Here is a 23,315-nt window from a genome sequence, read left to right as displayed (position 1 = left end):
CCTGCTCATGGCGCGTGCGCGCGACGAATCCTCGCCGCTGTTCGCCGGCAATGCCGCGGGAACCCTGCGGCTGATCGTCTACCTGGCGCTGGCCATGGTGCTGATGGTGCTGGACCATCGCAATGGCTGGCTGTGGCGATTGCGCGATACCGCGTCAGCCGTGGTCGAGCCGGTGTACCGCCTGGCTGGCCTGCCTGCCGTCGGGGTGCGCACGATGAGCGTGGCCTTCGCCGATCGCCAGCGTCTTACCGAACAGAACCAGCGTCTGCGCGAAGACCTGTTGCTGGCGAACGCCAAGCTCAACCGCATGGCGGCCGTGGCGGAACAGAACCAGCGCCTGAAGGAATTGCTGGACACGCAGCACAGCCTCGATCTCAACGTGCAGCTGGCGCGGGTGATCGGAGTGGATCTCGGCGCGTATCGCTACCAGCTGACCCTGAACATGGGCGCCCGCGACGGTGTCCGGCCGGGCCAGCCGGTGATCGATGCCCACGGCGTGATGGGGCAGGTCAAGGAAGTTCTGCCGACCACCTCGGTGGTGATGCTGATCACCGATCCGGCCCATGCGATTCCGGTGGTGGTCGAGCGCACCGGCCTGCGCACCGTGGCCTACGGTTCCCGCGACGGCGACGAGCTGGCGCTGCCCACCATCCCGCTGGCGGCGGACGTGCGCGTCGGTGACAAGCTGCTCACCTCGGGCCTCGGTGGTCGCTTCCCGCCCGGCTTCCCGGTCGGCGACGTGCGCTCGGTGGCGCCAGCGCCCACCGGCATGTTCCTGGTCGCGCTGGCGAAGCCGGCGGCGGACATCGACCGCAGCGAGGACGTGCTGCTGCTGCATGACCAGGCCGAGCCGGATGGCCCGCCCGCACCGGTCAAGCCGATGGGCCCGCCCAGCCAGCTGGCGCCTGGCGCCAGTGTCGGCGCACCGGCTGCGGCCGGCGAGGTGAAGCCATGAGCCGGCAACGCCTGAGCCAGTGGTGGTTTGCCGGCACCCTGGTGTTCGCCCTGCTGTCGATGCTGGTGCCCTTGCCCGGCGTGCTGGAGCCGTTCAAGCCGTACTGGCCGGCGCTGTTCCTGCTGTACTGGTCGCTGGAATCGGAGGACCGGGTCACCCTGGGGCTGGCTTTCATGATCGGACTCGGCGCCGACCTGCTCAACGGCGTGGTGCTGGGCGAACAGGCATTGCGCCTGTGCGCGCTGGTCTTCATCGCCTTGCGTTTCCGTTCGCGGCTGCGCTTTTTCCCGATGTGGCAGCAGGCGCTGGCCGTGCTCGCGCTATTGTTGAACGACCGCATCCTGCTGTTGCTGGTGCGGCTGCTGGCCGGCGCCTCGCTGCCGCCGGCCAGCTGGTGGATTTCACCCTTCGTCGGCGCCGCCTTGTGGCCGTTCCTGTTCCTGCTGCTCGACGATCTGCGCGCACGGCTGCGGATCCAATGAGACATGAACCAGTGACATGAAGATCCGGCGATCGATCAAGGACCCGCGTGGCGAAAGCCTGCTGTTCAGGCGTCGCGCCGCGGCTGCCTTCGTGCTGATCCTGCTGGGCCTGTGTCTGCTGCTGGTGCGCTTTGCCTACCTGCAGGTGGCGCACCACGAGGAATTCGTCACCCGCTCGCAGAACAACCGGGTCAAGCCGCGGGCGATTCCCCCGGCGCGCGGCCTGATCTACGACCGCAACGGCGTGTTGCTGGCCGACAACGTGCCGGCGTTCCGGCTGGAAGTGGTGCCCGAGCAGGTCAAGGACATGCCGGCATTGCTGGAGCAGCTGGGCCACGTGGTGCCGCTGGACCGGGACGATCTGGACGCCTTCCACAAGCAGCTCAGGCAGAGCCGGCGCTTCGAGAGCGTGCCGCTGAAACTGCGCCTGACCGAGGACGAGATCGACCGCTTTGCGGTCAACCGCTGGCGCTTCCCCGGCGTGGACGTGGTGCCGTACCTGACCCGGCGTTATCCGCTGGGCGCAATGTTCGCCCATGTCGTGGGCTATGTCGGGCGCATCGACGCCGACGACGTGGATCGCCTCGATCCGGTCCGCTACAAGGGCACCAGCCACGTCGGCCGCAGTGGCATCGAGCGGTCCTACGAAGACATGCTGCACGGCACGCCGGGCTACGAGCTGCTGGAGGTGAACGCCGACGGCCGCACCCAGCGCGTGCTGGAAACGCATGCGCCCAAGCCGGGCAAGAACCTCTACCTCAGCATCGACGTGCGCCTGCAGAAGGCCGCCGAAGAGGCGTTCGCCGGCCGGCCCGGCGCCGCGGTGGCGATTGATCCGCGCAATGGCCAGGTGCTGGCGATGGTCAGCGTGCCCACCTTCGATCCCAACCTGTTCGTCAACGGCATCAGCCAGGCCGACTACAGCGCGTTGACCAACGATCCGGAGAAGCCGCTCTACAACCGGGCGCTGCGTGGCGTCTATCCGCCAGGCTCCACCGTCAAGCCGCTGGTCGGCCTGGCTGGCCTGGAGAGCGGCCTGCGTACGCCACAGGACACTGTGGTTTCCACCGGCGTGTTCTACATTCCCGGCCAGGCCCGCGGCTATCGCGATGACCAGCGCGGCGGCGTGGGGCGCGTGGACCTGGCCGGTGCGATCGAGCAATCGGTCAACACCTATTTCTACAAGCTCGCCCTGGACATGGGCATCGACAAGCTCAGTGCCTACATGGCCGAGTTCGGCTTCGGCAAGCCGACCGGGATCGACCTGATCGGCGAATCTGCGGGCGTGCTGCCCTCGCGCGAATGGAAAGCCGCCAACTCCAGACAACCCTGGTATCCCGGAGAAACGGTCATCGCCGGCATCGGCCAGGGCTTCTGGGCGGTGACGCCGCTGCAGCTCGGCCATGCGATCGCCACCTTTGCCGGCCATGGCATTCCCTACGCCCCACGGCTGGTGATGGCGACCCGCGATGGCGTCAACGCGCCGCTGCAGCCACTGGCCAACCCGCCCAGCGGACCGTCGGTGATTCGCAAGCCGGCCGATTGGGATGCCGTCAACCTGGGCATGGAGCGGGTGATGTATGGCGAGCGGGGCACCGGACGCACGCTGGTGGCCGGCTTCCCCTACCGCCTGGCCGGCAAGAGCGGCACCGCGGAGCGTTACTCGCGCACCACCAATGCCTACGACGACCGCAGCAACCTGGCCTATCTGGCCAGCCGCAACCGCGCCTGGTTCGAGGTCTACGCGCCCGCGGACAACCCGCAGATCGCGGTGGCCGTGCTGCTGGAATCCGGCGCGTGGGGCGCCAGCTCGGCCGGCCCGATCGCCCGCCAGATCCTCGACGCGTGGCTCGCCTCGCACGGCGGCGTGATTCCCGACGCGGAACGCCTGCCGGTATCGAACGCCGCGCCGGCGAGCGCTCCCGCCGAGGTCCCGAACGACGAACCGGTCGAAGACATCCCGGCCCAGGCCACCTCAAGCGGGGACACGCCATGATCGAGGTGCTCTACGCGCGTGGCCGGCGCTTCCTGCGGCGGATACTGACCCGGCCCCGGATCGACCTGCCGCTGGCGCTGGGCCTGTTCGTGCTGGCGATCGCCGGACTGGTCACGCTGTACAGCGCCGGCGACGCCAACCTGTCCCTGGTCGGCGGCCAGGCCGGTCGCTTCGTGCTGGGCGCAGGCCTGCTGCTGCTGGTGTCGCGCATCCCGCCTTCGGTGCTGCGCAGCTGGACGCCGTGGTTGTATGGCGGCAGCACCGCGTTGCTGGTGGTGGTGGCGATCCTCGGCGAGGGGCGTGGCTCGATCCGCTGGCTCGACCTCGGCTTCATGCGTTTCCAGCCGTCCGAACTGCTCAAGCTGACCATGCCGATGATGGTCGCCTGGTACCTGCACCCGCGCCAGTTGCCGCCGGGCTGGAAGGACATCGCCGTGGTCGGCCTGCTGATCGCGATCCCGGCCGGGCTGATCGCCGAGCAACCGGACCTGGGCACCGCGGTGCTGGTGACGGCCGCCGGTGCGTTCGCGCTGTTCCTGTCCGGCATGGCCTGGTGGCGGATCGGCCTGCTGGTCGGGGCGGTCGGCAGCATGATCCCGGTCGGCTGGCACTTCCTGCACCAGTACCAGCGCGACCGCGTGCTGACCCTGCTCAATCCCGAATCCGATCCGCTGGGCAACGGCTGGCACATCATCCAGTCGCAGATCGCGGTGGGCTCCGGCGGCGTCTTCGGCAAGGGCTGGCAACACAGCACGCAGTCGCGGCTGGACTTCCTGCCCGAGCACACCACCGACTTCATCTTCGCGGTGTTCTCCGAGGAGTTCGGCCTGGTCGGCGTGTGCGCGCTGGTGGCTTTGTACGCCTTCATCATCGGCCGCTGCCTGTGGATCGCGATGGAGGCGCGCGATACCTACTCGCGCCTGCTGGCCGGCGCGATCGGCATGAGCTTCTTCGTCTATGTCTTCGTCAACGGCGGCATGGTCGCCGGCATGCTGCCGGTGGTCGGCGTGCCGATGCCGATGATCAGCTACGGCGGCACCTCGGCCGTCTCGCTGCTGACCGGCTTCGGCGTGCTGATGTCGATCCACGCCAACCGCAAGACGCATCTCTGAACCTCGCCAGCGCATCGTCCCGTGCGTGCCCGAAGTTGCGCGCGCCTGCGTGTTAGGCTTTCGTGGACATGGCAATTCTGTGAGCGAAACCACAACATGACAGCCACGCCTGCGCCGCGCCCGGCCCGTTTTCTCGCCGTCCTCAGCCTGTTGTGGGTGGCCTCGCTGACGCCGGTGCTGGCGGCCACCCATCCCGGCCAGGCCGAACTGGTGCGCGAGGTGGCGCGGGAAACCGGCAAGAGTCCGCAGGCGCTGAATGCGCTGCTGGACGGCGCCAAGATGCAGCAGGGCATCCTCGATGCGATCAGCCGGCCGGCGGAGGGCAAGCCGTGGAAGGACTACCGGCCGATCTTCCTCACCGACAAGCGCATCGACGATGGCGTGGCCTTCTATCGCGAGCATCGTGCGCTGCTGGATCAGATCGGCAGGCAGTACGGCGTGGCGCCGCAATACATCGTGGCCATCGTGGGCGTGGAGACCAGTTACGGCGGCAATACCGGCAAGTACAGGGTGCTCGACGCACTGGTCACGCTGGGTCTGTACTACCCGCCGCGGGCGAAGTTCTTCCGCGAGCAGCTGAAGGAACTGCTGAGCCTGCCGGACAACCACCTGGCCGGCCCGCTGGACACGCTCACCGGCTCGTATGCCGGCGCCCAGGGCTGGGGCCAGTTCATGCCCACCAGCATCCGCGATTTCGCGGTGGACGCGGACCAGGACGGTCACATCGATCTGCAAAACTCGCTGCCGGACATCTTCGCCAGCGTGGCCAATTACTTCGTGAAACACGGCTGGGTCACCGGTGGTCCGGTGGCGGCGCGCGCGCAGCCGGATGCATCGGCAACACCGCCCACGGTGACCGACACCAAGCCGACCTGGCCACTGGAGCAACTGGAGGCGTGGGGCTATGCGCCGCTGCAACCGCTGTCGCCGGCCGAACCCAGCAGCCTGCAGACGCTGGAAGGCCCGAACGGGCCGGAATACTGGTTCACCTTCCAGAACTTCTACGTGATCACCCGCTACAACCGCAGTCCGCTGTACGCGATGGCGGTGAACCAGCTGGCGCAGGCCATCGAGGCTGGCGTCGGCCCGGCGGAAGCGACGCGATGAGGCTGGCCCGCGTCGCGCTGGTGCTGGCGGCGGGCCTGCTGCTGGCCGCGTGCGGTGGCCACCGCACGAAGCCCGCCCATCGCGACGGTCATTCGCGGACGTCGCCGTCGAGCCCGTCCCGGACCTCCGGCGACGACCGCTTCGAGGACGACCTCAGCAAGCCGCAGGGCAGCCGCTACCGCGACGGCGAGGACAGCGTGCCGCCGCCACTGGACGTCAGCAAGCTGGTCGAGCCGGTGCCTAAGGTCGAGCCGCGCTCGCTGTATGGCAACAAGTCGCCGTACAGCGTGCGCGGAAAGAGCTATCGCGTGCTGCCCAGCGCGCGCGGCTACGACGAGCGCGGCATCGCCTCGTTCTATGGCAACAAGTTCCACGGCTACAAGACCTCCAGCCTGGAAACCTACGACATGTATGCGTTCAGCGCCGCCAGCACCACGCTGCCGCTGCCCAGCTATGCACGGGTGACCAATCTCGAGACCGGCAAGAGCGTGATCGTGCGGGTCAACGACCGCGGCCCGTTCCACGACAACCGGCTGATCGACCTGTCCTACGCCGCTGCGGTGAAGATCGGCATCTGGCCCAAGGGCACCGGCCTGGTCGAGGTGCAGGGCATCGACCCGTCCCGGCCCGGCAAGGAACTGCCGCCGGCGCCCGTGGTCACAGGCTCACATCCCGGCATCTACCTGCAGATTGGCGCGTTCGCCGACGCGGACAACGCCAACCGCCTGGCCCAGCGCCTGCGCCAGGCCAACCTCGGCGCGGTGCAGGTCACCGACGCGGTGATCAACGGCCAGCGCGTGCGTCGGGTGCGGGTCGGGCCGCTGGCCAGCGTCGATCGCGCCGACCAGGTCAGCAGCCGGATCGAAGGCATGGGTCTGCCCCGGCCGCAGGTCGCGGTAGACTGAGCAGGATTTGCGCAACCTTTTCCACCTTGATCGACGCCTGCGACGTCGAACGCCAGACACCGGACTGAACAACACGATGAATTTCTTCCGCCGCACCCTGCTTCCGCTTGCCGCCGTCACCCTGCTGGTCGGCGTCGCCGTTGCCCAGACCCCGCCGCGTCCGTCACCGGTGCCGCGTCCGGTGGTGCCGGAGGCGCCGGTGCCGCCGCCGCCGGACGTCGACGGCAAGAGCTGGGTGCTGATGGATTACGCCACCGGCCAGATCCTGGCCAGCAAGGAGCCGGACCTGCGGCTGGAGCCGGCATCGATCACCAAGATCATGACCGACTACGTGGTCTCGGCCGAGGTCGCCAACGGCAAGGTGCACATGACCGACCCGGTGACCATCAGCGAAAACGCCTGGCGTGGCGGTGGCGCGGGCACCGACGGCTCCACCAGCTTCATGAAGCTCAACAGCCAGGTGCCGCTGAAGGACCTGCTGTACGGCATGATCATCCAGTCCGGCAATGACGCGGCGATCGCGCTGGCCGAACACACCGCCGGCTCCGAGCAGGCCTTCGCCGGCCTGATGAACGCCTATGCCAGGCAACTCGGCATGGTGAACTCCAACTTCGAGAACGCCTCCGGTTATCCGATCGCCAACCACTACACCACCGCGCACGACGTGGCGATCCTGTCGCGCGCGCTGATCCACGACTTCCCCGAGGACTACGCGATTTCGGCGGTGAAGGAGTTTGAGTGGAACGGCATCAAGCAGCACAACCGCAACACCCTGTTGTGGCGCGATCCCAGCGTGGACGGCATCAAGACCGGCCACACCGCCGCCGCCGGCTACTGCCTGGCCGCTTCGGCCAAGCAGGGCGAGTCGCGGATGATCGCGATCGTGATGGGTGCCAGCAGCGAGAAGGCGCGCGCCGATTCGGCGATGGCCCTGCTCAACTACGGCTTCCGTTTCTACGAGACCCACAAGCTGTATGAAGCCGGCAAGCCGCTGGCCACGCCGAAGCTGTGGAAGGGTGCGTCCAACCAGTTGCCGCTCGGAGTGAACGAGAACGTGCAGGTCACCGTCAAGCGCGGCCAGTACGACCAGTTGAAGGCCACCATGGACATCCCCGCCACCCTGGTCGCGCCGTTCACCAAGGGTCAGCAGGTGGGCACGCTGCACATCACGCTGGACGGCAAGCCGGTGCAGAACGTGCCGCTGGTGGTGCTGGCCGATGCGCCGCAGGGCGGCTTCTTCTCGCGCCTGTGGGACAGCATCCTGTTGTGGTTCCACAGCGACAAGAAGGCCGACGCCGCGGCGCCGGCCAAGGGTACGGACGCGAAGTAATGCAGCCGATCGACTTCACCAGGGCGAAAGAGGAAGGCAAGGGTTTCGAATTCCCCGGCGAGTTCGAGATCACCGCGGTGGGCAAGTCCAGCGCGAACCTGCCGACCCATGTGCCGCAGCTGCTGGAGCGCGCCGGCCTGCGCGTGCTGCATGAGACCGTGCGGCACCGGCACTCCGGCGCCGGCAACTACGTCTCGGTCACGGTCAGCTTCCACTGCGAGAACCGCGAGCAGTACGAGGCGGCGCACCACGCGCTGCGCGGTGATCCGGACATCCGGTACACGATGTGAGAGCCGGGAACAGGGAATCGGGAACAGGGAATTGAACAGCAGCCATTCCGTGTCCTGCACGCTCATCCACGCATGAAGATCCACGCAATTCCAATCCTCCCGTGACCGACGATTCCCCATTCCCCATTCCCGATTCCCGGCCGCTGAAAATCCGTCGGCTCGGTCGCCAGCCCTACGCGGCGACCTGGCGGGCGATGAGTGCGTTCACCGACAACCGCACCGCCGACACGCCGGACGAGCTGTGGCTGCTGGAGCATGACCCGGTGTTCACCCTGGGCCAGGCCGGCAAGATGGAGCACGTGCTGGCGCCAGGCGACATCCCGGTGATTCCGGTCGATCGCGGCGGCCAGGTGACCTATCACGGCCCGGGTCAGATCGTCGGCTACCCGCTGATCGACCTGCGCCGGATCGGGGTGGGCGTGCGCGAGCTGGTCCACCGGATCGAGCAGTCGCTGATCGACACGCTGGCGCACTGGAACGTCAACGCCTCGCGCCGCGAAGGCGCGCCGGGTGTCTACGTGGGCGCGGCCAAGGTCGCCGCGCTGGGTCTGCGCGTGCGCCGCGGCTGCAGCTTCCACGGGCTGGCCTTCAACGTGGCCATGGACCTGGAGCCGTTTCACCGCATCAACCCTTGCGGTTACAAGGATCTGGCGGTCACGCAACTGCTAGACTTGGGCGGCCCTTCAAGCCTGGCCACGGTCGAGGACGTGCTGGTGGCGCAGTTCTGTCGCCAGTTCGGTTTCGTCGCCGAGCCCGCGGCTTCCCTATTACCCGAACTCCCCGCGCGCGCGGCGGTCTGAGCTTTCTACATGAGCGAATCAACCACATCGTCGACCCGGGTCATCCCGATCACCGTGGTCGGCAACGCCCCGGCCGGTGAAAAGCAGCTGGGCAACGACAAGATCGCGCTGAACCGCGCCGGCTTCGACACCGCCGTGCCGACCCTGCGCAAGCCGTCGTGGATCCGGGTGCGCCTGCCCCAGGGCAACGCGGTGCAGCAGCTGAAGGCGCGCCTGCGCGAGAACTCGCTGGTCACCGTGTGCGAGGAAGCGTCCTGCCCGAACATCCACGAATGCTTCAGCAAGGGCACCGCCACGTTCATGATCCTGGGCGAGGTGTGCACCCGGCGCTGCTCGTTCTGCGACGTGGCGCACGGGCGGCCGCTGCCGCCGGACACGCTGGAGCCGGCGCGACTGGCCGAGACCATCCGCGACATGCGCCTGAAGTACGTGGTGATCACCTCGGTCGACCGCGACGACCTGCGCGACGGCGGCGCCGAGCATTTCGCCGCCTGCATCCGCGCCACGCGCCACGCCAGCCCGAACATCCGCATCGAGATCCTCACCCCCGACTTCCGCGGCAAGGGCCGCATGGAACGCGCGCTGGAAGTGCTGAAGGACTTCCCGCCGGACGTGTTCAACCACAATCTGGAAACCGTGCCGCACCTGTACCGCGAAGTGCGCCCGGGCGCCGACTACCAGTGGTCGCTGGACCTGCTCAAGCGCTTCAAGGCGCAGCATCCCGACGTGCCGACCAAGTCCGGCATCATGCTGGGCCTCGGCGAGACCTACGACCAGGTGATCGAGACGTTGCGCGATTTACGCGCCCATGACGTCGAGATGATCACCATCGGCCAGTACCTGCAGCCCACGCCCCACCATCATCCGGTGGTGCGCTACTGGACCCCCGAAGAATTCGACATGCTGCGCGAAGCCGGTGAGGCGATGGGCTTCCATCACGTCGCCTCCGGTCCGCTGGTACGTTCGTCCTACCACGCCGACCTGCAGGCCCATGCAGCCGGTGTCACCGAGTCAGCCTGAGAGCCTCCATGAAATTTCGCCCCGCGCTGTTCCTGCTGCTAGCCCTTGCCGCCACCGGCGCCCAGGCGCAGTCCGCCGCCGACATGGGCGCGGGCAAGCCGCGCAAGGCAGCCACCTGGCCGCTGACCTCCACCCCGGAGGAGGCGCAGGCCGCGCAGCTGTCGGCGCGCTTCCTGACCCGCTTCCACTACGATGCGCAGCCGCTGGACGACGCGATGTCGGCGCGCATCTACAACGCCTACTTCAAGTTGCTGGACAGCGAGAAGGTGTTCTTCACCCAGGCCGACATGGCGCAGTTCGCACCCAGCAAGACCAAGCTGGACGACGCGATCTGGAACCAGGACCTGTCCGCGCCGTTCGCCATCTTCAACGCCTACGTGCAGCGCGCCGTGGAGCGGATGACCTACGCCCGCGGCCTGCTCAAGCAGGGCTTCGACTTCTCCGTCGAGCAGAGCTACACCTTCGACCGCGAACACGCCGACTGGCCGAAGGACCAGGCCGAGCTCGACGAGCTGTGGCGCAAGCGCACCATGAACGACTGGCTGCGCCTGAAGCTGGCCGGCCAGGACGACGCGGACATCCGCAAGACGCTGGACAAGCGTTACGCCGCCTACATCGAGCGGATCAGGCAGCTCGACGGGCAGGACGCGTTCCAGACCTTCATGACCGCGTATGCCGAAACCACCGACCCGCACACCGACTACCTCGGCCCGCGCGCGGCGGAGAACTTCGACATCTCGATGAAGCTGTCGCTGGAAGGCATCGGCGCGGTGCTGCAGGCGCGTGACGACTACACCCAGATCCGCGAGCTGGTGCCCGCCGGTCCGGCAAGCAAGTCCGGCAAGATCCAGGTCGGCGATCGCATCGTCGGCGTGGGCCAGGGCGACAACGGCCCGATCGTCGACGTGATCGGCTGGCGCCTCGACGACGTGGTCAACCGCATCCGCGGCAAGAAGGACACCGTGGTGCGGCTGGAAATCCTGCCCGCCGACGCCGGCGTGGACGGCAAGCACGAGATCGTCACCCTGGTGCGCAAGAAGGTCAGCATCGAGGAGCAGGCGGCGAAGAAGAAGGTCGTCGAGATCAAGGACGGCGGGGTCACCCGCAAGATCGGCGTGATCGACCTGCCCACCTTCTATTCCGACTTCGGTGCGCGCAGCGCCGGCGACAAGAACTTCAAGAGCGCCACCCGCGACGTGGCCCGCCTGCTCGGCGAGCTGAAGCAGGAAGGCGTGCAGGGCGTGGTGGTCGACCTGCGCAACAATGGCGGTGGCTCGCTGGCCGAGGCCAACTCGCTGACCGGCCTGTTCATCGACAAGGGCCCGGTGGTGCAGGTGCGCGACTCCAAGGGCCAGGTCGAGCAGCAGGGCGACGACGACCCGGGCATGGTGTGGAGCGGCCCGCTGGCGGTGCTGGTCAACCGCGGCACCGCGTCCGCCTCGGAAATCTTCTCCGCGGCGATCCAGGACTACCACCGCGGCCTGATCATCGGCGAGCCCACCTTCGGCAAGGGCACCGTGCAGAATCTGGTCGACCTGGACCGCTTCGCCCAGAGCGACGACGAGAAGCCGCAGCTCGGCGAGCTGAAGATGACCATCCAGGAGTTCTTCCGCATCAACGGCGGCTCCACCCAGCTGAAGGGCGTCACCCCCGACATCGCGTTCCCGAAGAACGGCGACGAGAAGGACTTCGGCGAATCCACCTACGAGAACGCGCTGAAGTGGACCCAGATCGCGCCGGCCGACTACCAGGTGGTGGCGAATTTCGCCGACTACCTGCCGCGGCTGGAGAAGCTGCACGCCGATCGCGTGGCGCAGTCGCCGGCGTGGAAGCTGATGCTGGACGAACTGGCCCAGTACCGCACGATGCGGGCGAAAACCTCGATCTCGCTGAACCTCGCCACCCGCGAAGCCGAGCGCAAGAAGCTGGAGGCGATCCAGGCCGACTTCCGCGCGCGGCACAAGGCCATCGACGGCACCGACGCCTCGCTCGCCGACGAGGCCAGCAGCCTGGACGACGGGCTGAACGCGAACGAGCGCAGCCTGAAGAGCGAGCTGAAGCAGGAGAAGGACGCCAAGAAGGCCAAGGACGTGCAGCTCAACGAAACGGCGCACATCCTGTTCGACGCGATCGGCATGATCAAGGCCGATCCGAAACTGGCCAGTGAAGTGCTGCCTTATGGCGGCAAGTCGGGCGTCAGCGTGGTGAATGCCCAGCCGGACGAGTCCGGCGTGCTGCAGCAGCACTGAGAGGTTGAGAGTTTCCAATCTCTCAGGTCGGCCAGGCACGGCCGACCGCGGATCGGTCACGCCAGTGACTGATCCGCGTGAGCACGTCCGGGCATGTACCGGACGTGCGATAGAAGAAAACCACAGGAAGTGATTTTCTTCACAGGCACTGAGGGGTTGAGAGTTTTCCAACCTCTCAGGTCGGCCAGGCACGGCCGACCGCGGACCGGTCACGCCAGTGACTGATCCGCGTGAGCACGTCCGGGCATGTACCGGACGTGCGATAGAAGAAAACCACAGGAAGTGGTTTTCTTCACAGGCGCTGAGTCGATCCGCGCGGCAACAGTGGCAAGCCTGAAAGGAGGCGGTGCATGGCACCGCCTCCTTTTTCATGGGCGATAGCCCAGCCGTTCGATCCACGGTTGCAGCACCGGCAGTACCGGCTCGAACTGCCGGCGATGGTTCTGCCAGCGCCCCACCGCCCGCCGATGGACGCCTTCGGTCACCTGCGCATAGCTGGGCGTGCTGATGAATCGCTTGCCCCGTGCATGTTCGGCGAAGCGGGTCATCGCCGCGGTGTCCGTCGTCTCGAGGAAGTCCCCCAGCCGGGCGAGCTGCTCGTCCAGCCCGCTGACCACCGATTCATAGCGCCACTCCACCACCGCGGGCGCGAACACCTCGGTGTCGGCAAACCATTGCTCGAACGCGTGGGCGTAGCCCTGCGCCAGTCGCGGCAGTGACGAGCACAGCATCATGAAGGCCGGCGAGCGGAACGACTGCATGTAGCAGCTGAGCAGCACGTCGCAGGGATGGCGCAGGCACAGGATGATGCGCGCGTGCGGAAACAGCCGCATGATCATCGGCAGGCACAGCATGTTGAGCGGATTCTTGTCGACCAGACGCCGCGCGCCGAGATCGGGCGCGACCCGTCGCGCCTGCCGCCAGTACACGCTGCGCAGTTGATCGGCATCCTGCTGGCTCAGTTCCGCCAGGTCCGCCGGATAGCGCTGGCCGACCAGCTGCATCGCCTCGATCAGGTCATGCACGTGGGCACGCTCGTCCATCGAGCGGAAGTCCGGATGGGCGTCGAGCATCTGTTCCAGCAAGGTGGTGCCCGAGCGGGGGAAACCGACCACGAAGACCGGGCTGTGCCGGCTGTCGGGGGCGGCCAGCGGGCGCCAGCGGGCGTGCTCGTCGCGGCCGACCCGCTCGGCGCTCACCTGCAGCGGTCGGCTGTCGGTCGCCAGCAGCTCCGGCACCACGTGGCGGGCGATCTCGCGCTGGGCGGAGTGCGCCTGCTGCAAGGCTTGCCAGGCTTCGGCGTAGTGACCTTGTCGATCAAGCGCGGAGGCGAGCCCGAAGGCGGCAGCGGCCCGGCTCTCGTCGTCGCTCGCGCTGGCCAGTGCGCGGGCCTGCAGCGTCGCGGCCACGGCCGCCTCGCCTGCGCGCATCGCCATGGCGGCGTGCGCACGCCAGCCTTCGGCGCGCGCCTGTTCCGCCTGCGCGGGCAGGGCCTCGAGCGCATCGATGGGCAGCTGCTCCAGTGCTTCCCGCGCTGCGTCGAGCCGGTTGTTCCGTTCGTACAACAGCACCCGCTGCGCCGCGATGCGCAGGCGCATGATCGTGGCCGCCGGTTCGGCCGGCAGTTGCGCGCGGGCCAGCGTGCGCAGCGCGGCGTCCAGTTCGTCCTGGACGGAGAGCATCGCCGACAGCAGCAGCGCATGCTCGGCCGTTTGCGGCGGCCAGTCGCCGGCGCCGTCCAGCAGCGCTTCCTGTTGGGTGTTGTCTCCGCAGACGTGGCAGGCGTGGGCTGCCTGCAGGCGGGCCTCGATGAAATGCGGCGACAGCTGCACGGCGTCCAGCAGGCTCTGCCGGGCGGCCAGCCACTGCCGCTGCTGGATGCGCAGCAGGCCGAGGTTGTAGTGCACTTCGGCATCATCGGGCGCCAGTGCCAGCGCCGTCAGCAAGGCCTGTTCGGCCTCGGCCAGGTCGCCCGCCTCGCGGCAGACCACGGCGAGGTTGTTCCAGTGTGCGGAAACCTCCGGTCGCAACTGCGCCAGCCGGCGGAAGCTCGTCGCGGCCTGCTGCACGCGGCCGCAGGCCTGCTGCGCCAGGCCGAGCAGCAACAGCACGGCTTCGTCATCCTGCCACGACGGCGTGGCCTGCCCGGCGAGGGCGACGACCCGCTCCGGATCACCGGCGTTCCAGGCCGCCGCCATCGTCCTGGCCAGATCCGTCGCAGTGGACATGCGTGCTCCGTCGGTCAATCCAGTACGCATTATGCAAGAGGGCCGCGACGGATCGCGGCCCTCCTGGATGGGCGCTGCGGAACTTCCGCCGCGCCCGGTTGCAGCGGATCTCAGAACTTGACCGTGGCGCGCGCCCAGTAGTAGCGGCCGAGCACGTCGTAGGTGGCGGTGTCGACGTTGTAGTTTCCGCCATTCTGGTAGATCAGCGGTGGCAGCTTGTTGCTGAGGTTGTCCACGCCCACGTCGAAGCGGGTGTGGATCGACGGCACCGCGTAGCCCAGCTGGATCGAGTGGTACAGCACCGAAGCCATCGGGATGTTCACCCCGGCGACCGCGGCGTCACCGTTGAGCGCGGTCAGCCGGTGCACGTAGCGCGACTGCCACTGGGCATTCCAGTTGCCCTTGTCCCAGTTGAGCGTGAGCGTGCCGCGCCAGCGCGAGATGTTGCCGAACTGCGGGGTGAACGTGCCGGCGTAGTTGACCGTCTTCGCGCCGGGCTCGCCGGGCGTGGCGTTGACGTTGTAGGTCGAGGTGTAGCTGGTGTTGAGGCCGGCGCGGAAATTGCCGGGGTCCATCCCGCCCAGGTCGAAGTGCGGGATCTTGTAGCGCAGGGTGTAGTCGATGCCGCTGGTGCTGGTGTTGCCCAGGTTGACCACCGGCGTGTTGATCAGGAACACCTGGCCCGGTTGCCGGCTGGTGTTGTCCTCGCGCTGGATGAACGAGCAATACGGGCTGCTGGCGTTGTTGTAGCAGGAGCTGACCACGGTGTCGGCCTGGATCGCGGTCAGCGTGTCGGACAGGTAGATGTGCCAGAAATCGAGGCTGGTCGACAGGCCGGGGATCCAGTCCGGATCGTAGACCAGGCCGATATTGACCGACTTGCCCTTCTCCGGCTTCAGCTTCGCTCCCACCGTGTTGGCGCCGGAGTAGAACGTGTTGACCTGCGCCGGCGAGTTGCCGGCCCAGTTCACCGGCACGTACTGGCAAGCGGCCGCGTGTGCCGCCAGCTCGTCCGCGGTGCGGCCCACGCAGGGGTCGTTGAGGTTCGGCTGGACCAGGGTGCGGCCGTCGTAGAGCTCGTTGAGGTTCGGCGCGCGGAACACCTGCGAGATCGTGCCGCGCAACAGCAGCTGGGCGGTGGGGCGCCACTCGATCGCGACCTTGCCGTTGGTGGTCGTGCCGGTGGTGCTGTAGTTCGAGCTGCGGATGCCCAGGTCGAGGTTCAGCGAGTGCGCCCAGGGCTGGTCGGCCAGCAGCGGGATCAGCGTTTCCGCGTAGACCTCCTTGACGTCGAAATCGCCGCGTCCGGGCGAGCCGCAGGCTTCCTGCAGGATCTGGCAGGTGGTGGTGACCGGGTCCAGCACGGCAAAGTCGCTGACCGTGTAGTTCATCATCTGCTTGCGGTACAGCGCGCCGGCGGAGAGCTGCATCGCGCCGGCCGGCAGGTCCCACAACTCGCCGCTGGCGTTGAACTGGGCCTGCTTGGTGGACTGGGTGAAGACGTAGATGGGCGTCTTCACGCCCTTGCTCAGCTGGTCGCCGACGCTGGCCTGGTCGAAGATGTTCGCGCCGGCGTCGACGGCGGCCTGCAGCGACGGGATGTCCACCTCGTTGGTATCACGCTGGTCGCGCTTGGTGTGGCTGTAGTTGATCGACGCATCCCAGATCCAGCTGCTGTCCTGGCCGAAGTTGCCGCGCAGCCCCGTGTTGATCTGGGCGGTGTTGGTCTTGTAGCTGTGCACGCGGGTGCCGGCGCCGGTCAGGCGGGTCTGGAAGCTGTAGCCACTGTCCGGGTCGCCGGGTACGGCGCCGTGGCTGAAGGTCACGCCGAACGGATTGATCGGATTGTCCGACGAGATGATCAGGCCGTCACCGGTACCCACCGGCGAGGGCGCGTCCTGTCCGCTGGATTCCGTGCGGTTGTAGAACGCGTCGACGAAGCCGGTGAGGCTGTCGGTGAAGTTGTAGTTGCCCAGCACGAAGCCGTTGGTGCGCTTCTGCGCGGTCTGGATATAGTTGAGCGCGGCGTAGTTGTAGGTGTCCGAGCCGAGCCGGCAACGGTAGTCGGCCTGGCTGGAGCCATCGCCCTGGGCCAGCGTCACCATCGCGGTGTCGGTCGCCGGATCGATGTCGCAGCCGTACTGCGCGGCGATGGCGGAGGGCACCTGGATGCGCCCGGTCGGGATCGAGCTGGAACCGGCGGCCACCACGGAGCCACCGGACAGGTACAGCTGCTGCCTGGAGAACTTGCGCCGGGAGGCGAGCGTCTCGTCGTACTTGTTGTAGTCGAGGCCGGCCGCGATGCTGAACTTGTCACCGGTGGCGCCGGCGGTCAGGTTGAAGCCCCGGCGCTGGGAGTCGCCGTGGCTGGAGATGCCGTCGTTCAGGCTGATCTGGGCGCCCTGGAAATCCTTGCGCAGGATGAAATTGACGACGCCGCCGATGGCGTCCGAGCCGTACACCGTGGAGGCGCCCTCGGCCAGCACGTCGACCCGGTCGATCATCTCCGGCGGGATCAGGTTGATGTCCGGGTTGGACATGCGCTGGCCGTTGACCAGCACCAGGGTGCGGTTGATGCCCAAGCCGCGCAGCGAGACGCGCGAGGCGCCATCGCCGGCTTCCAGCAGGGGGCTGGCCACGCCGCCGCCGTTGCTGTTGTTCGCCGGGTTGGTGGCATTGCCGGAGATGCTCGGCATCTGCTGCAGCACGTCGCCCAGAACCGGCTTGCCCGAGTTGGTCAGCGTGTCGCGATCCAGCGTCACCACCGGGCTGGCCGTCTCGACTTCCACGCGGCGGATCAGCGAGCCGGTCACCACGACCGACTGCAGGGTCTTGGCCTTGTTCCTGGATGGTGGCGTGTTCTGATCCGTCGAGGACGGCGTATCGGCCGGTGGCGTCTGCGTTTGCGCCTGGGCCAGGCCGGCGATCGTCAGCGTGCCGGCGGTCAGGGCCAGGCGCACCGCCAGTGACAGGTGGTTCATGCCGTATTTCATTTGGTCTCCCCAGTGGTTGTTGGTAGTCCGTTCCCAGCCTTCGATCTTTGTCGAGTCCCCCCCCGGGCACACGTCGCGCGACGTGGCGTGGTTCGTCAACGTCGTGCAACCGCCCGAAGATTACTCCGAGATCCGCTTGCGCGCGCAACCGGCGGACGGTTTGGCCGTCTTTTCGCCAGCAGCCAATCAGGCCTGCGTCGGAGGCGGTGCGGTCAGCTGGCTGGCGCGGTTGAAATCGCCGATGGCGGCGACCAGGTCGGCCACCGCCGCCCGCTCCGCCTCACTGAGGTCGGGGTTCCAGCTGTCCAGGATCAACACCACGCGGTCGCGGTCGCTGTGGTTCCACGCCTCGTGTTCGAAGGTGTCGTCGAAGGTGACGCAGCGGCCTTCCTGCCAGACGTGCGTCTCGCCGCCCACGCGCAAGGCGCAGTCCGGCGGCACGATCAGCGGCAGGTGGGTAACCAGGCGCGTGTTGGTGACGCCGCGGTGGGGCAGGATATGCGTGCCGGGGCGCAGCACCGAGTACAGCGTTTCCGGCGCGTGCTCGCGAATCCGCACCAGCGGCAACGCATCCAGCAGCGCGCTGGTCCGTGGGCAGCGCAGGCAGTGCGCGTCGTGGCGCACGCCATGCCGCTGGAAGAAGAACGCATCCCACGCCGCTTCCTGCGGGCCGGAGGCGGCCAGCAGTTCGGCCGCCACGGCCGCGCTCGAAGGCGCGTCCAGGAACGGCACCAGAGAGTCCGCCGCGTGCGCCAGTACCGCGCGCAGTTCCTCGCGGATCGTGTCGCAGGCCGCCTCCAGCCGCGCATGCGCCGGAAAGCGTTCGGGCGGATAGAAGGTCCGGCTGGGGATGCCCGGGAAGTACAGGAATTTCGGCCGCTGCCGCGGGTCCGGCAGGTTGGCCGCCTGCTCGCCGAGATAGATCGTCAGACACTGGTCGACGCGGGCCAGTTCGGAGCGTCCGTAGCGCTGGCGCAGCGGCTCGATGACCGCGTCGAACAGTTCGCGCCGACCGGCCGCCACGAAGCGCGTGGCGTGTTTCACCGCGTCGCGCAGGCCGGGCGCCGTGGTGTCGTCGCTGAGCCAGCGCCCCTGCGCCTGCGCGGTGTCGATCGCGCCGAGATAGGCCAGCATTGCGGCATGCCGGCTGCCTTGCCGTTCCAGCGCCACGCCCAGGCGCAGCCCCGCCACGAACATGCCCGGCGCGAGCTGCAGGGCCTTGCGCAGGCTGTCGACGGCGTCCGGCCATGCCCCGGCCAGCATCTGCAGTTCGCCCAGCCGATGCAGCACGCCGGCATCCTGCGGCTCGACGCGATGCGCCGCCTGCAACAGCTCGACCGCACCCGCCGCGTTGCCCGCCGCCCACTGGCGGTCGGCCAGGAACTGCAACGCCTCGGCGTCGTGGGGCTGGCATTCGAGCAGGCGCCGGAAGGCGACCTCGGCCGCCGCCAGGTCGCCGCGCTGCCACGCGGCAAGCGCCTGCTCGCGGCAGCTCGCGAGGGTGGCATCGGATGGCTGGTTCATCGGCAGGCTCGCTGTGGCGGCTCGCCGATGATCACGGGAATGCGGGCCGAGCGCCAGCGCCCCGTGTCGGCGCTATTTCTTCGCCGCCTGCTGCTTCGCCCGCTGCTGCTTCATCCATTGCTGGTAGTCCCCGACGTAGGGGGCCTCGCGCAGCACCTTCGAGCGCGGGTCGATCACCAGCAGGCTGCCCGCCGGCACCTGCAGCTGGCCGCTGCCGTCGCTCATCGGCACGGTGTGCACGGTGTCGCCCACCTGCACCTCGATCGGCATCGGGAACGGCTTGCCGTGCTCGGTGACCCAGCGCAGCTTCAGCGTGTCGCCCACCCGCTGCTCGTCCAGCCGCGGCAATGCGGCGTCGCGCAGGTAGACGTCGAAGAACCAGTCGAGCTTGCGCCCGGTGATCCTGTCGACGATCGCCACGTAGTCCCGGGTGCTCGAATAGCGCGGCCGGAAGTTGCCCGGCTTCGGGTCGGGGCGACCGTAGACCAGGCTGCGGATGCTCGCGAAGAAGTCCTTGTCGCCGATCAGCTGCCGCAGCGTGTGCAGCATCAGCGAACCCTTGTAGTAGATGTCGTTGCCCGGGCCGTGCTCGGCGTCGTACACCTCGTGCTCGTCCTGGCTGTGGCCGGAAACGACCGGGTACTTGTTGCGCAACGACATGCGCTCGGTGTGCAGCATCGCGAAATACGCCATGTCGCCGTGCAGGTACTGGCCGTACAGCGGCTGCATGTAGGTGCCGAAACCCTCGTGCAGCCACATGTCGTCCCAGTCGGCATTGGTCACCTGGTTGCCGAACCATTCGTGCGAGAACTCGTGCTGCAGCAGCCAGTCGAAGCCGTACTCGCTGCGCGGGTAGCCGTTGCCGTAGGCGTTGATGGTCTGGTGTTCCATGCCCAGGTGCGGGGTTTCCACCACGCCCATCTTCTCGTCGCCGAACGGGTAGGGGCCGATCTGCTGCTCGAAGAAATCCAGCATGCGCGGAAACTCGCCGAACAGCCGCTGCGCACCTTCCGCATGCTCGGGCAGGTACCACAGCTCCAGCGGGATGGTGTTGCCGTAGCGGCTGGCGTAATCGCCCTTGAGCAGCTTGAACGGGCCCACGTTGATCGAGATCGCGTAGGTGTCCGGGTGCTTGGCGCGCCAGTGGTAGGTGTGCTGGTCGCCCTGGTCGGTGATGCCGATCAGCACGCCGTTGCCGGGCGCGGCCAGCGTCTTCGGCACGGTGATCCAGGTGTCGACCAGGTCGGGTTCGCCCTGCGGCTGGTCGATGCACGGCCAGAACAGGTCGCAGCCTTCGCCTTCGACCGCGCTGGCCACCCACGGCTGGCCGTCGGCGGTGTGGCTCCACACGAAGCCGCCGTCCCACGGGGCGTGCTTGGCCACGTGCGGCTTGCCGCCGTAGCGCACGGTCACGCTGACCTTGCCGCCGGCCGCGAGCGTGGCGGGCAGCTGCACGCGCAGGCGGCCGTCGGGGTTGCTCCAGCGGCTGGCGGCCAGCGGCTTGCCGTCGAGCTCGATGCCTTTGATCGGCAGGTTGCGGTCCAGGTCCAGCAGCAACACGTCGGTGGCCGACTTCGCGGTGAAGCTCAGCGTGGCGCTGGCCTCGATGCGCTGCTGCGCGGCGTCGATGGTGAAGTGCAGGTCGGCACGATCGAAATGCACGCGCGCCTGTTCGGCCGGCATCACGCCGCCGGAGCTCATGGTCAGCGCGGTCAGCGCCGGCTGGGTGGCGGTGTCGGCCGCGGCGCTGCCGAAACTGGCAAGGCCGAGTGCGACGCCGAGGGCGAGCAGATGCAGGCGAGCGGACATGGGATGGCTTCCGGGGGACGGTATCTCGCGCAGCATGCAGTCTTTCAGCGGCGGGCGACAACGCCAGAAGTCATGGCCAGAAGTCATGGCCGGAAGTCAGGGGCGGAGGTCATCCCTCCGCGCCGGTTCGCTCAGAGCCTGTGAAGAAAATCACTTCCTGTGGTTTTCTTCTATCGCGAGTCCGGCGCATGTCCGGACTCGCTCACATGAAACAGTCACTTGCGCGACTGCTTCATGCTCGGCCGTCCCTGGCCGACCTGAGAGGTTGAAAAACTCACAACCTCTCAGCCGGCGTAGCGCTGCTGCAGGTAGGCGAACATCGCGCGCACGCCCATCGCCTCGCCGCCGCGGGGACGGCCGGGACGGTCCGCGTCGTTCCAGGCGTAGGTGTCCAGGTGCAGCCACGGCGTGCCGTCCGGCACGAAACGCTCCAGGTACAGCGCCGCGGTGATCGCGCCGGCATGACGCGACGGGCCGGCATTGGCGAAGTCGGCCAGGTACGAGTCGAGCATCTTGCGGTACGGCCGCCACAACGGCATCTGCCACAGCGGATCGTCGACCGCGCGACCGGCGGCCAGCAGCGCGGCGGCCGCGGCATCGTCGTTGGCGAACAGCGCGGGCAGGTCCGGGCCCAGCGCCACGCGGGCGGCGCCGGTCAGCGTGGCGAAATCGAGCAGCAGGTCGGGCTGCTGCTCGGCGCCGTAGGCCAACGCGTCGCACAGGATCAGCCGGCCCTCGGCGTCGGTGTTGTCGACTTCCACCGTGTGGCCGGCGCGAGTGGTGATTACCTCGCCCGGGCGCATCGCATTGCCGGCCACCGCGTTCTCCACCGCCGGCACCAGCAGGGTCAGCCGCACCGGCAGGCTGGCCTGCATCACCAGCCCGGCCAGCGCGATCGCGTGGGCGGCGCCGCCCATGTCCTTCTTCATCCAGCGCATGCCGTCGGACGATTTCAGGTCGAGCCCGCCGGTGTCGAAGCACACGCCCTTGCCGACCACGACCAGTCGCGGGTGCTCCTTGCGACCCCAGCTCAGTTCGACCAGCCGCGGCTCGCGATGGCTGGCGCGGCCCACCGCGTGGATGGTCGGGAAATTCGCCTTGAGCAATTCGTCGCCAACCCAGTCGCGCACCTTGGCCTTGTGCGTCTTGCCGAGCCGGCGGATGGCGTCGCTCAACTGTTCCGGACCCATGTCCTCGGTCGGCGTGTTGACCAGGTCGCGGACCAGCGCGGTGGCCTCGACCAGCGGCGCCAGCGCCAGCAGTTCGGCGGCGGACACCGCGAGCCGCGCCGGCGCGCGCTTCGGCTGGCGATAGCGATCGAACTGGTACGCGCCCAGGGCCCAGCCCAGCGCCGCCTGCTCGCGGTTGTCCAGCACGCCTTCGTCGGCGAGGTGGTAGCTGGCCTCGGGCAGGCCGAACGGCAGCGCGGCCAGCGCCGCCAGCGGCTGCTGAGGCTCCACCCCGACCAGCACGCGCACCAGCTTGCCGGCCGTATCGGACAGCAGCGCGAACGTGCCCGGCGCCGCCTGGAAACCGCTGTCGCCCAGCCAGCGCTTCTGCGCGGCGGTCAGCCGCCGCCTGCTCGCGGCGTAGTGCGCGGCGTCGGTGGTTTCGATGGCGATGCTGTGGCGGTTGCCGGACTGGCGTTCGATCAGGGCGGACATGCGGATTCCTTCGGACTTGCGCCGGCTGTGCTGCCGGACTCGACGAATGGCTTTCGGCGACGGGCCAAAACGCCAATGATGCGCGCAATCGCCGCCGCTTGCCTACACGCCGCTGCCGGGAGATCTACGGGCGGGAGATCTACGGGATGGGGTGCTGCGCTTCGAGCCAGTCGGCCAGCGCGGTCATGTCGCGCAGGTCCAGTTCGGGCGGCTCGCCCATGTCGTCGGGCCAGCGGGCGCCGTCGCGATTGAGCCAGGCGGTGCGCAGCCCGGCGTCGCGGGCGCCGGCCATGTCCATCGACGGATCGTCGCCCACGTGCAGGATCTGTTGCGCAGGCACGCCCAGCCGCTCGGCGGCGGCCAGGAAGATCCGCGCATCCGGTTTGGCCATGCCGCTGTCGCGGGCGCAGATGTGATGGGCGAAATGCGCGTGGATGCCGATGCGCTGCAGGTCGGCGTTGCCATTGGTCAGGCTGGCCAGCGGCCAGCGCGCCGTGATCCGCTGCAGCGCGGGCAGGCTGTCCGGAAACAGCTCGACGCTGTTGCGGGCGGCGAAATAGATTTCCCACAGCGCGTCGATCGGCGCGTCGGCCACCCCGCAGCTGGCGAACGCGTGTTGCAGGGTGAGCTGGCGCTGGGTGGTGAAGTCGTGCGCCAGGTCGAGCCGTTCGGCGGCGACCCGGGCGCGCAGCTCGCGCATCGCCTCGATCGGCCACGACCGCGCCACCTCGGGATGGTGTTGCCGCAGCCAGGCATCCACCGCCTGGTCGGCGCGTTCCAGGGCCGGCAGCACCGGCCACAAGGTGTCGTCCAGGTCCAGCGTCAGCGCGAGTATCGGCGCCACGCCGTGC

The 23,315-nt window shown here is 68.2% G+C and carries 17 protein-coding genes; 11 read left to right on the top strand and 6 right to left on the bottom strand.

All coding sequences use genetic code 11. From position 1 onward, the window contains the following. The first annotated feature begins 7 nt into the window (after window positions 1-7). The 11 genes from mreC (at window position 8) to ABNK63_RS14985 (ending at window position 12,246) form a co-directional block, all read left to right on the top strand. Complete coding sequence (gene mreC / locus ABNK63_RS15035) at window positions 8-955, top strand: rod shape-determining protein MreC (protein ID WP_007810446.1); 948 nt, start codon at window positions 8-10, stop codon at window positions 953-955. Further along, window positions 952-1,437, top strand: a complete 486-nt coding sequence (gene mreD / locus ABNK63_RS15030) for a rod shape-determining protein MreD (protein WP_007810444.1) — start codon at window positions 952-954, stop codon at window positions 1,435-1,437. The genes mreC and mreD overlap by 4 nt, the downstream gene beginning before the upstream one ends. A gap of 16 nt (window positions 1,438-1,453) precedes the next feature. Then, on the top strand, window positions 1,454-3,433 hold the full coding sequence (gene mrdA / locus ABNK63_RS15025) for a penicillin-binding protein 2 (RefSeq protein WP_350016091.1): 1,980 nt from the start codon (window positions 1,454-1,456) through the stop codon (window positions 3,431-3,433). Next, complete coding sequence (gene rodA / locus ABNK63_RS15020; protein WP_350016090.1) at window positions 3,430-4,545, top strand: rod shape-determining protein RodA; 1,116 nt, start codon at window positions 3,430-3,432, stop codon at window positions 4,543-4,545. Before mrdA ends, rodA begins: the two co-directional genes overlap by 4 nt. A gap of 96 nt (window positions 4,546-4,641) precedes the next feature. After that, window positions 4,642-5,652, top strand: coding sequence for a lytic murein transglycosylase B (mltB, locus tag ABNK63_RS15015; RefSeq protein ID WP_350016089.1), 1,011 nt, complete (start codon window positions 4,642-4,644; stop codon window positions 5,650-5,652). Continuing rightward, a complete protein-coding gene (locus ABNK63_RS15010) occupies window positions 5,649-6,557 on the top strand; it encodes a septal ring lytic transglycosylase RlpA family protein (RefSeq protein WP_007810438.1) in 909 nt (302 codons plus the stop codon). The genes mltB and ABNK63_RS15010 overlap by 4 nt, the downstream gene beginning before the upstream one ends. 76 nt (window positions 6,558-6,633) lie before the next feature. Next, window positions 6,634-7,887 (top strand): D-alanyl-D-alanine carboxypeptidase family protein, encoded by a 1,254-nt coding sequence (locus tag ABNK63_RS15005; protein WP_007810437.1) that lies wholly within the window; start codon window positions 6,634-6,636, stop codon window positions 7,885-7,887. After that, window positions 7,887-8,177 (top strand): DUF493 family protein, encoded by a 291-nt coding sequence (locus ABNK63_RS15000; RefSeq protein ID WP_007810436.1) that lies wholly within the window; start codon window positions 7,887-7,889, stop codon window positions 8,175-8,177. Before ABNK63_RS15005 ends, ABNK63_RS15000 begins: the two co-directional genes overlap by 1 nt. Before the next feature lie 194 nt (window positions 8,178-8,371). Next, window positions 8,372-8,977, top strand: coding sequence for a lipoyl(octanoyl) transferase LipB (gene lipB / locus ABNK63_RS14995; RefSeq protein WP_007810435.1), 606 nt, complete (start codon window positions 8,372-8,374; stop codon window positions 8,975-8,977). Window positions 8,978-8,986: 9 nt separating this feature from the next. Next, the gene (lipA, locus tag ABNK63_RS14990) at window positions 8,987-9,997 is read left to right on the top strand and encodes a lipoyl synthase (RefSeq protein ID WP_007810434.1); all 1,011 of its coding nucleotides are present in this window, start codon (window positions 8,987-8,989) and stop codon (window positions 9,995-9,997) included. Between the two features lie 8 nt (window positions 9,998-10,005). After that, window positions 10,006-12,246, top strand: a complete 2,241-nt coding sequence (locus tag ABNK63_RS14985) for a carboxy terminal-processing peptidase (protein ID WP_350016088.1) — start codon at window positions 10,006-10,008, stop codon at window positions 12,244-12,246. A 368-nt stretch (window positions 12,247-12,614) separates the two neighbouring features. On the opposite strand, the gene ABNK63_RS14980 is transcribed toward ABNK63_RS14985, so the two are convergent. The 6 genes from ABNK63_RS14980 to ABNK63_RS14955 form a co-directional block, all read right to left on the bottom strand. After that, window positions 12,615-14,474 (bottom strand): sulfotransferase, encoded by a 1,860-nt coding sequence (locus ABNK63_RS14980; protein ID WP_350016087.1) that lies wholly within the window; start codon window positions 14,472-14,474, stop codon window positions 12,615-12,617. 110 nt (window positions 14,475-14,584) lie between these two features. Then, window positions 14,585-17,455, bottom strand: coding sequence for a TonB-dependent receptor (locus tag ABNK63_RS14975; protein ID WP_350016086.1), 2,871 nt, complete (start codon window positions 17,453-17,455; stop codon window positions 14,585-14,587). Between the two features lie 198 nt (window positions 17,456-17,653). Then, window positions 17,654-18,991, bottom strand: coding sequence for an aspartyl/asparaginyl beta-hydroxylase domain-containing protein (locus ABNK63_RS14970; protein WP_350016085.1), 1,338 nt, complete (start codon window positions 18,989-18,991; stop codon window positions 17,654-17,656). A 72-nt stretch (window positions 18,992-19,063) separates the two neighbouring features. Next, window positions 19,064-20,800 carry a M1 family metallopeptidase gene (locus ABNK63_RS14965; RefSeq protein WP_350016084.1) on the bottom strand — a complete coding sequence of 579 codons (1,737 nt, stop codon included), beginning with the start codon at window positions 20,798-20,800 and terminating at the stop codon, window positions 19,064-19,066. A gap of 284 nt (window positions 20,801-21,084) precedes the next feature. Continuing rightward, a complete protein-coding gene (locus ABNK63_RS14960; protein WP_007809228.1) occupies window positions 21,085-22,464 on the bottom strand; it encodes a leucyl aminopeptidase family protein in 1,380 nt (459 codons plus the stop codon). Between the two features lie 139 nt (window positions 22,465-22,603). Then, window positions 22,604-23,308, bottom strand: a complete 705-nt coding sequence (locus tag ABNK63_RS14955) for an HAD family hydrolase (RefSeq protein WP_007809231.1) — start codon at window positions 23,306-23,308, stop codon at window positions 22,604-22,606. Window positions 23,309-23,315: the final 7 nt, after the last annotated feature.

It is taken from the genome of Rhodanobacter sp. IGA1.0, from assembly GCF_040208325.1.
In the GTDB taxonomy this organism is placed as follows: Bacteria; Pseudomonadota; Gammaproteobacteria; order Xanthomonadales; family Rhodanobacteraceae; genus Rhodanobacter; species Rhodanobacter spathiphylli.
This window is presented reverse-complemented; position numbering and strand designations above follow the sequence as displayed.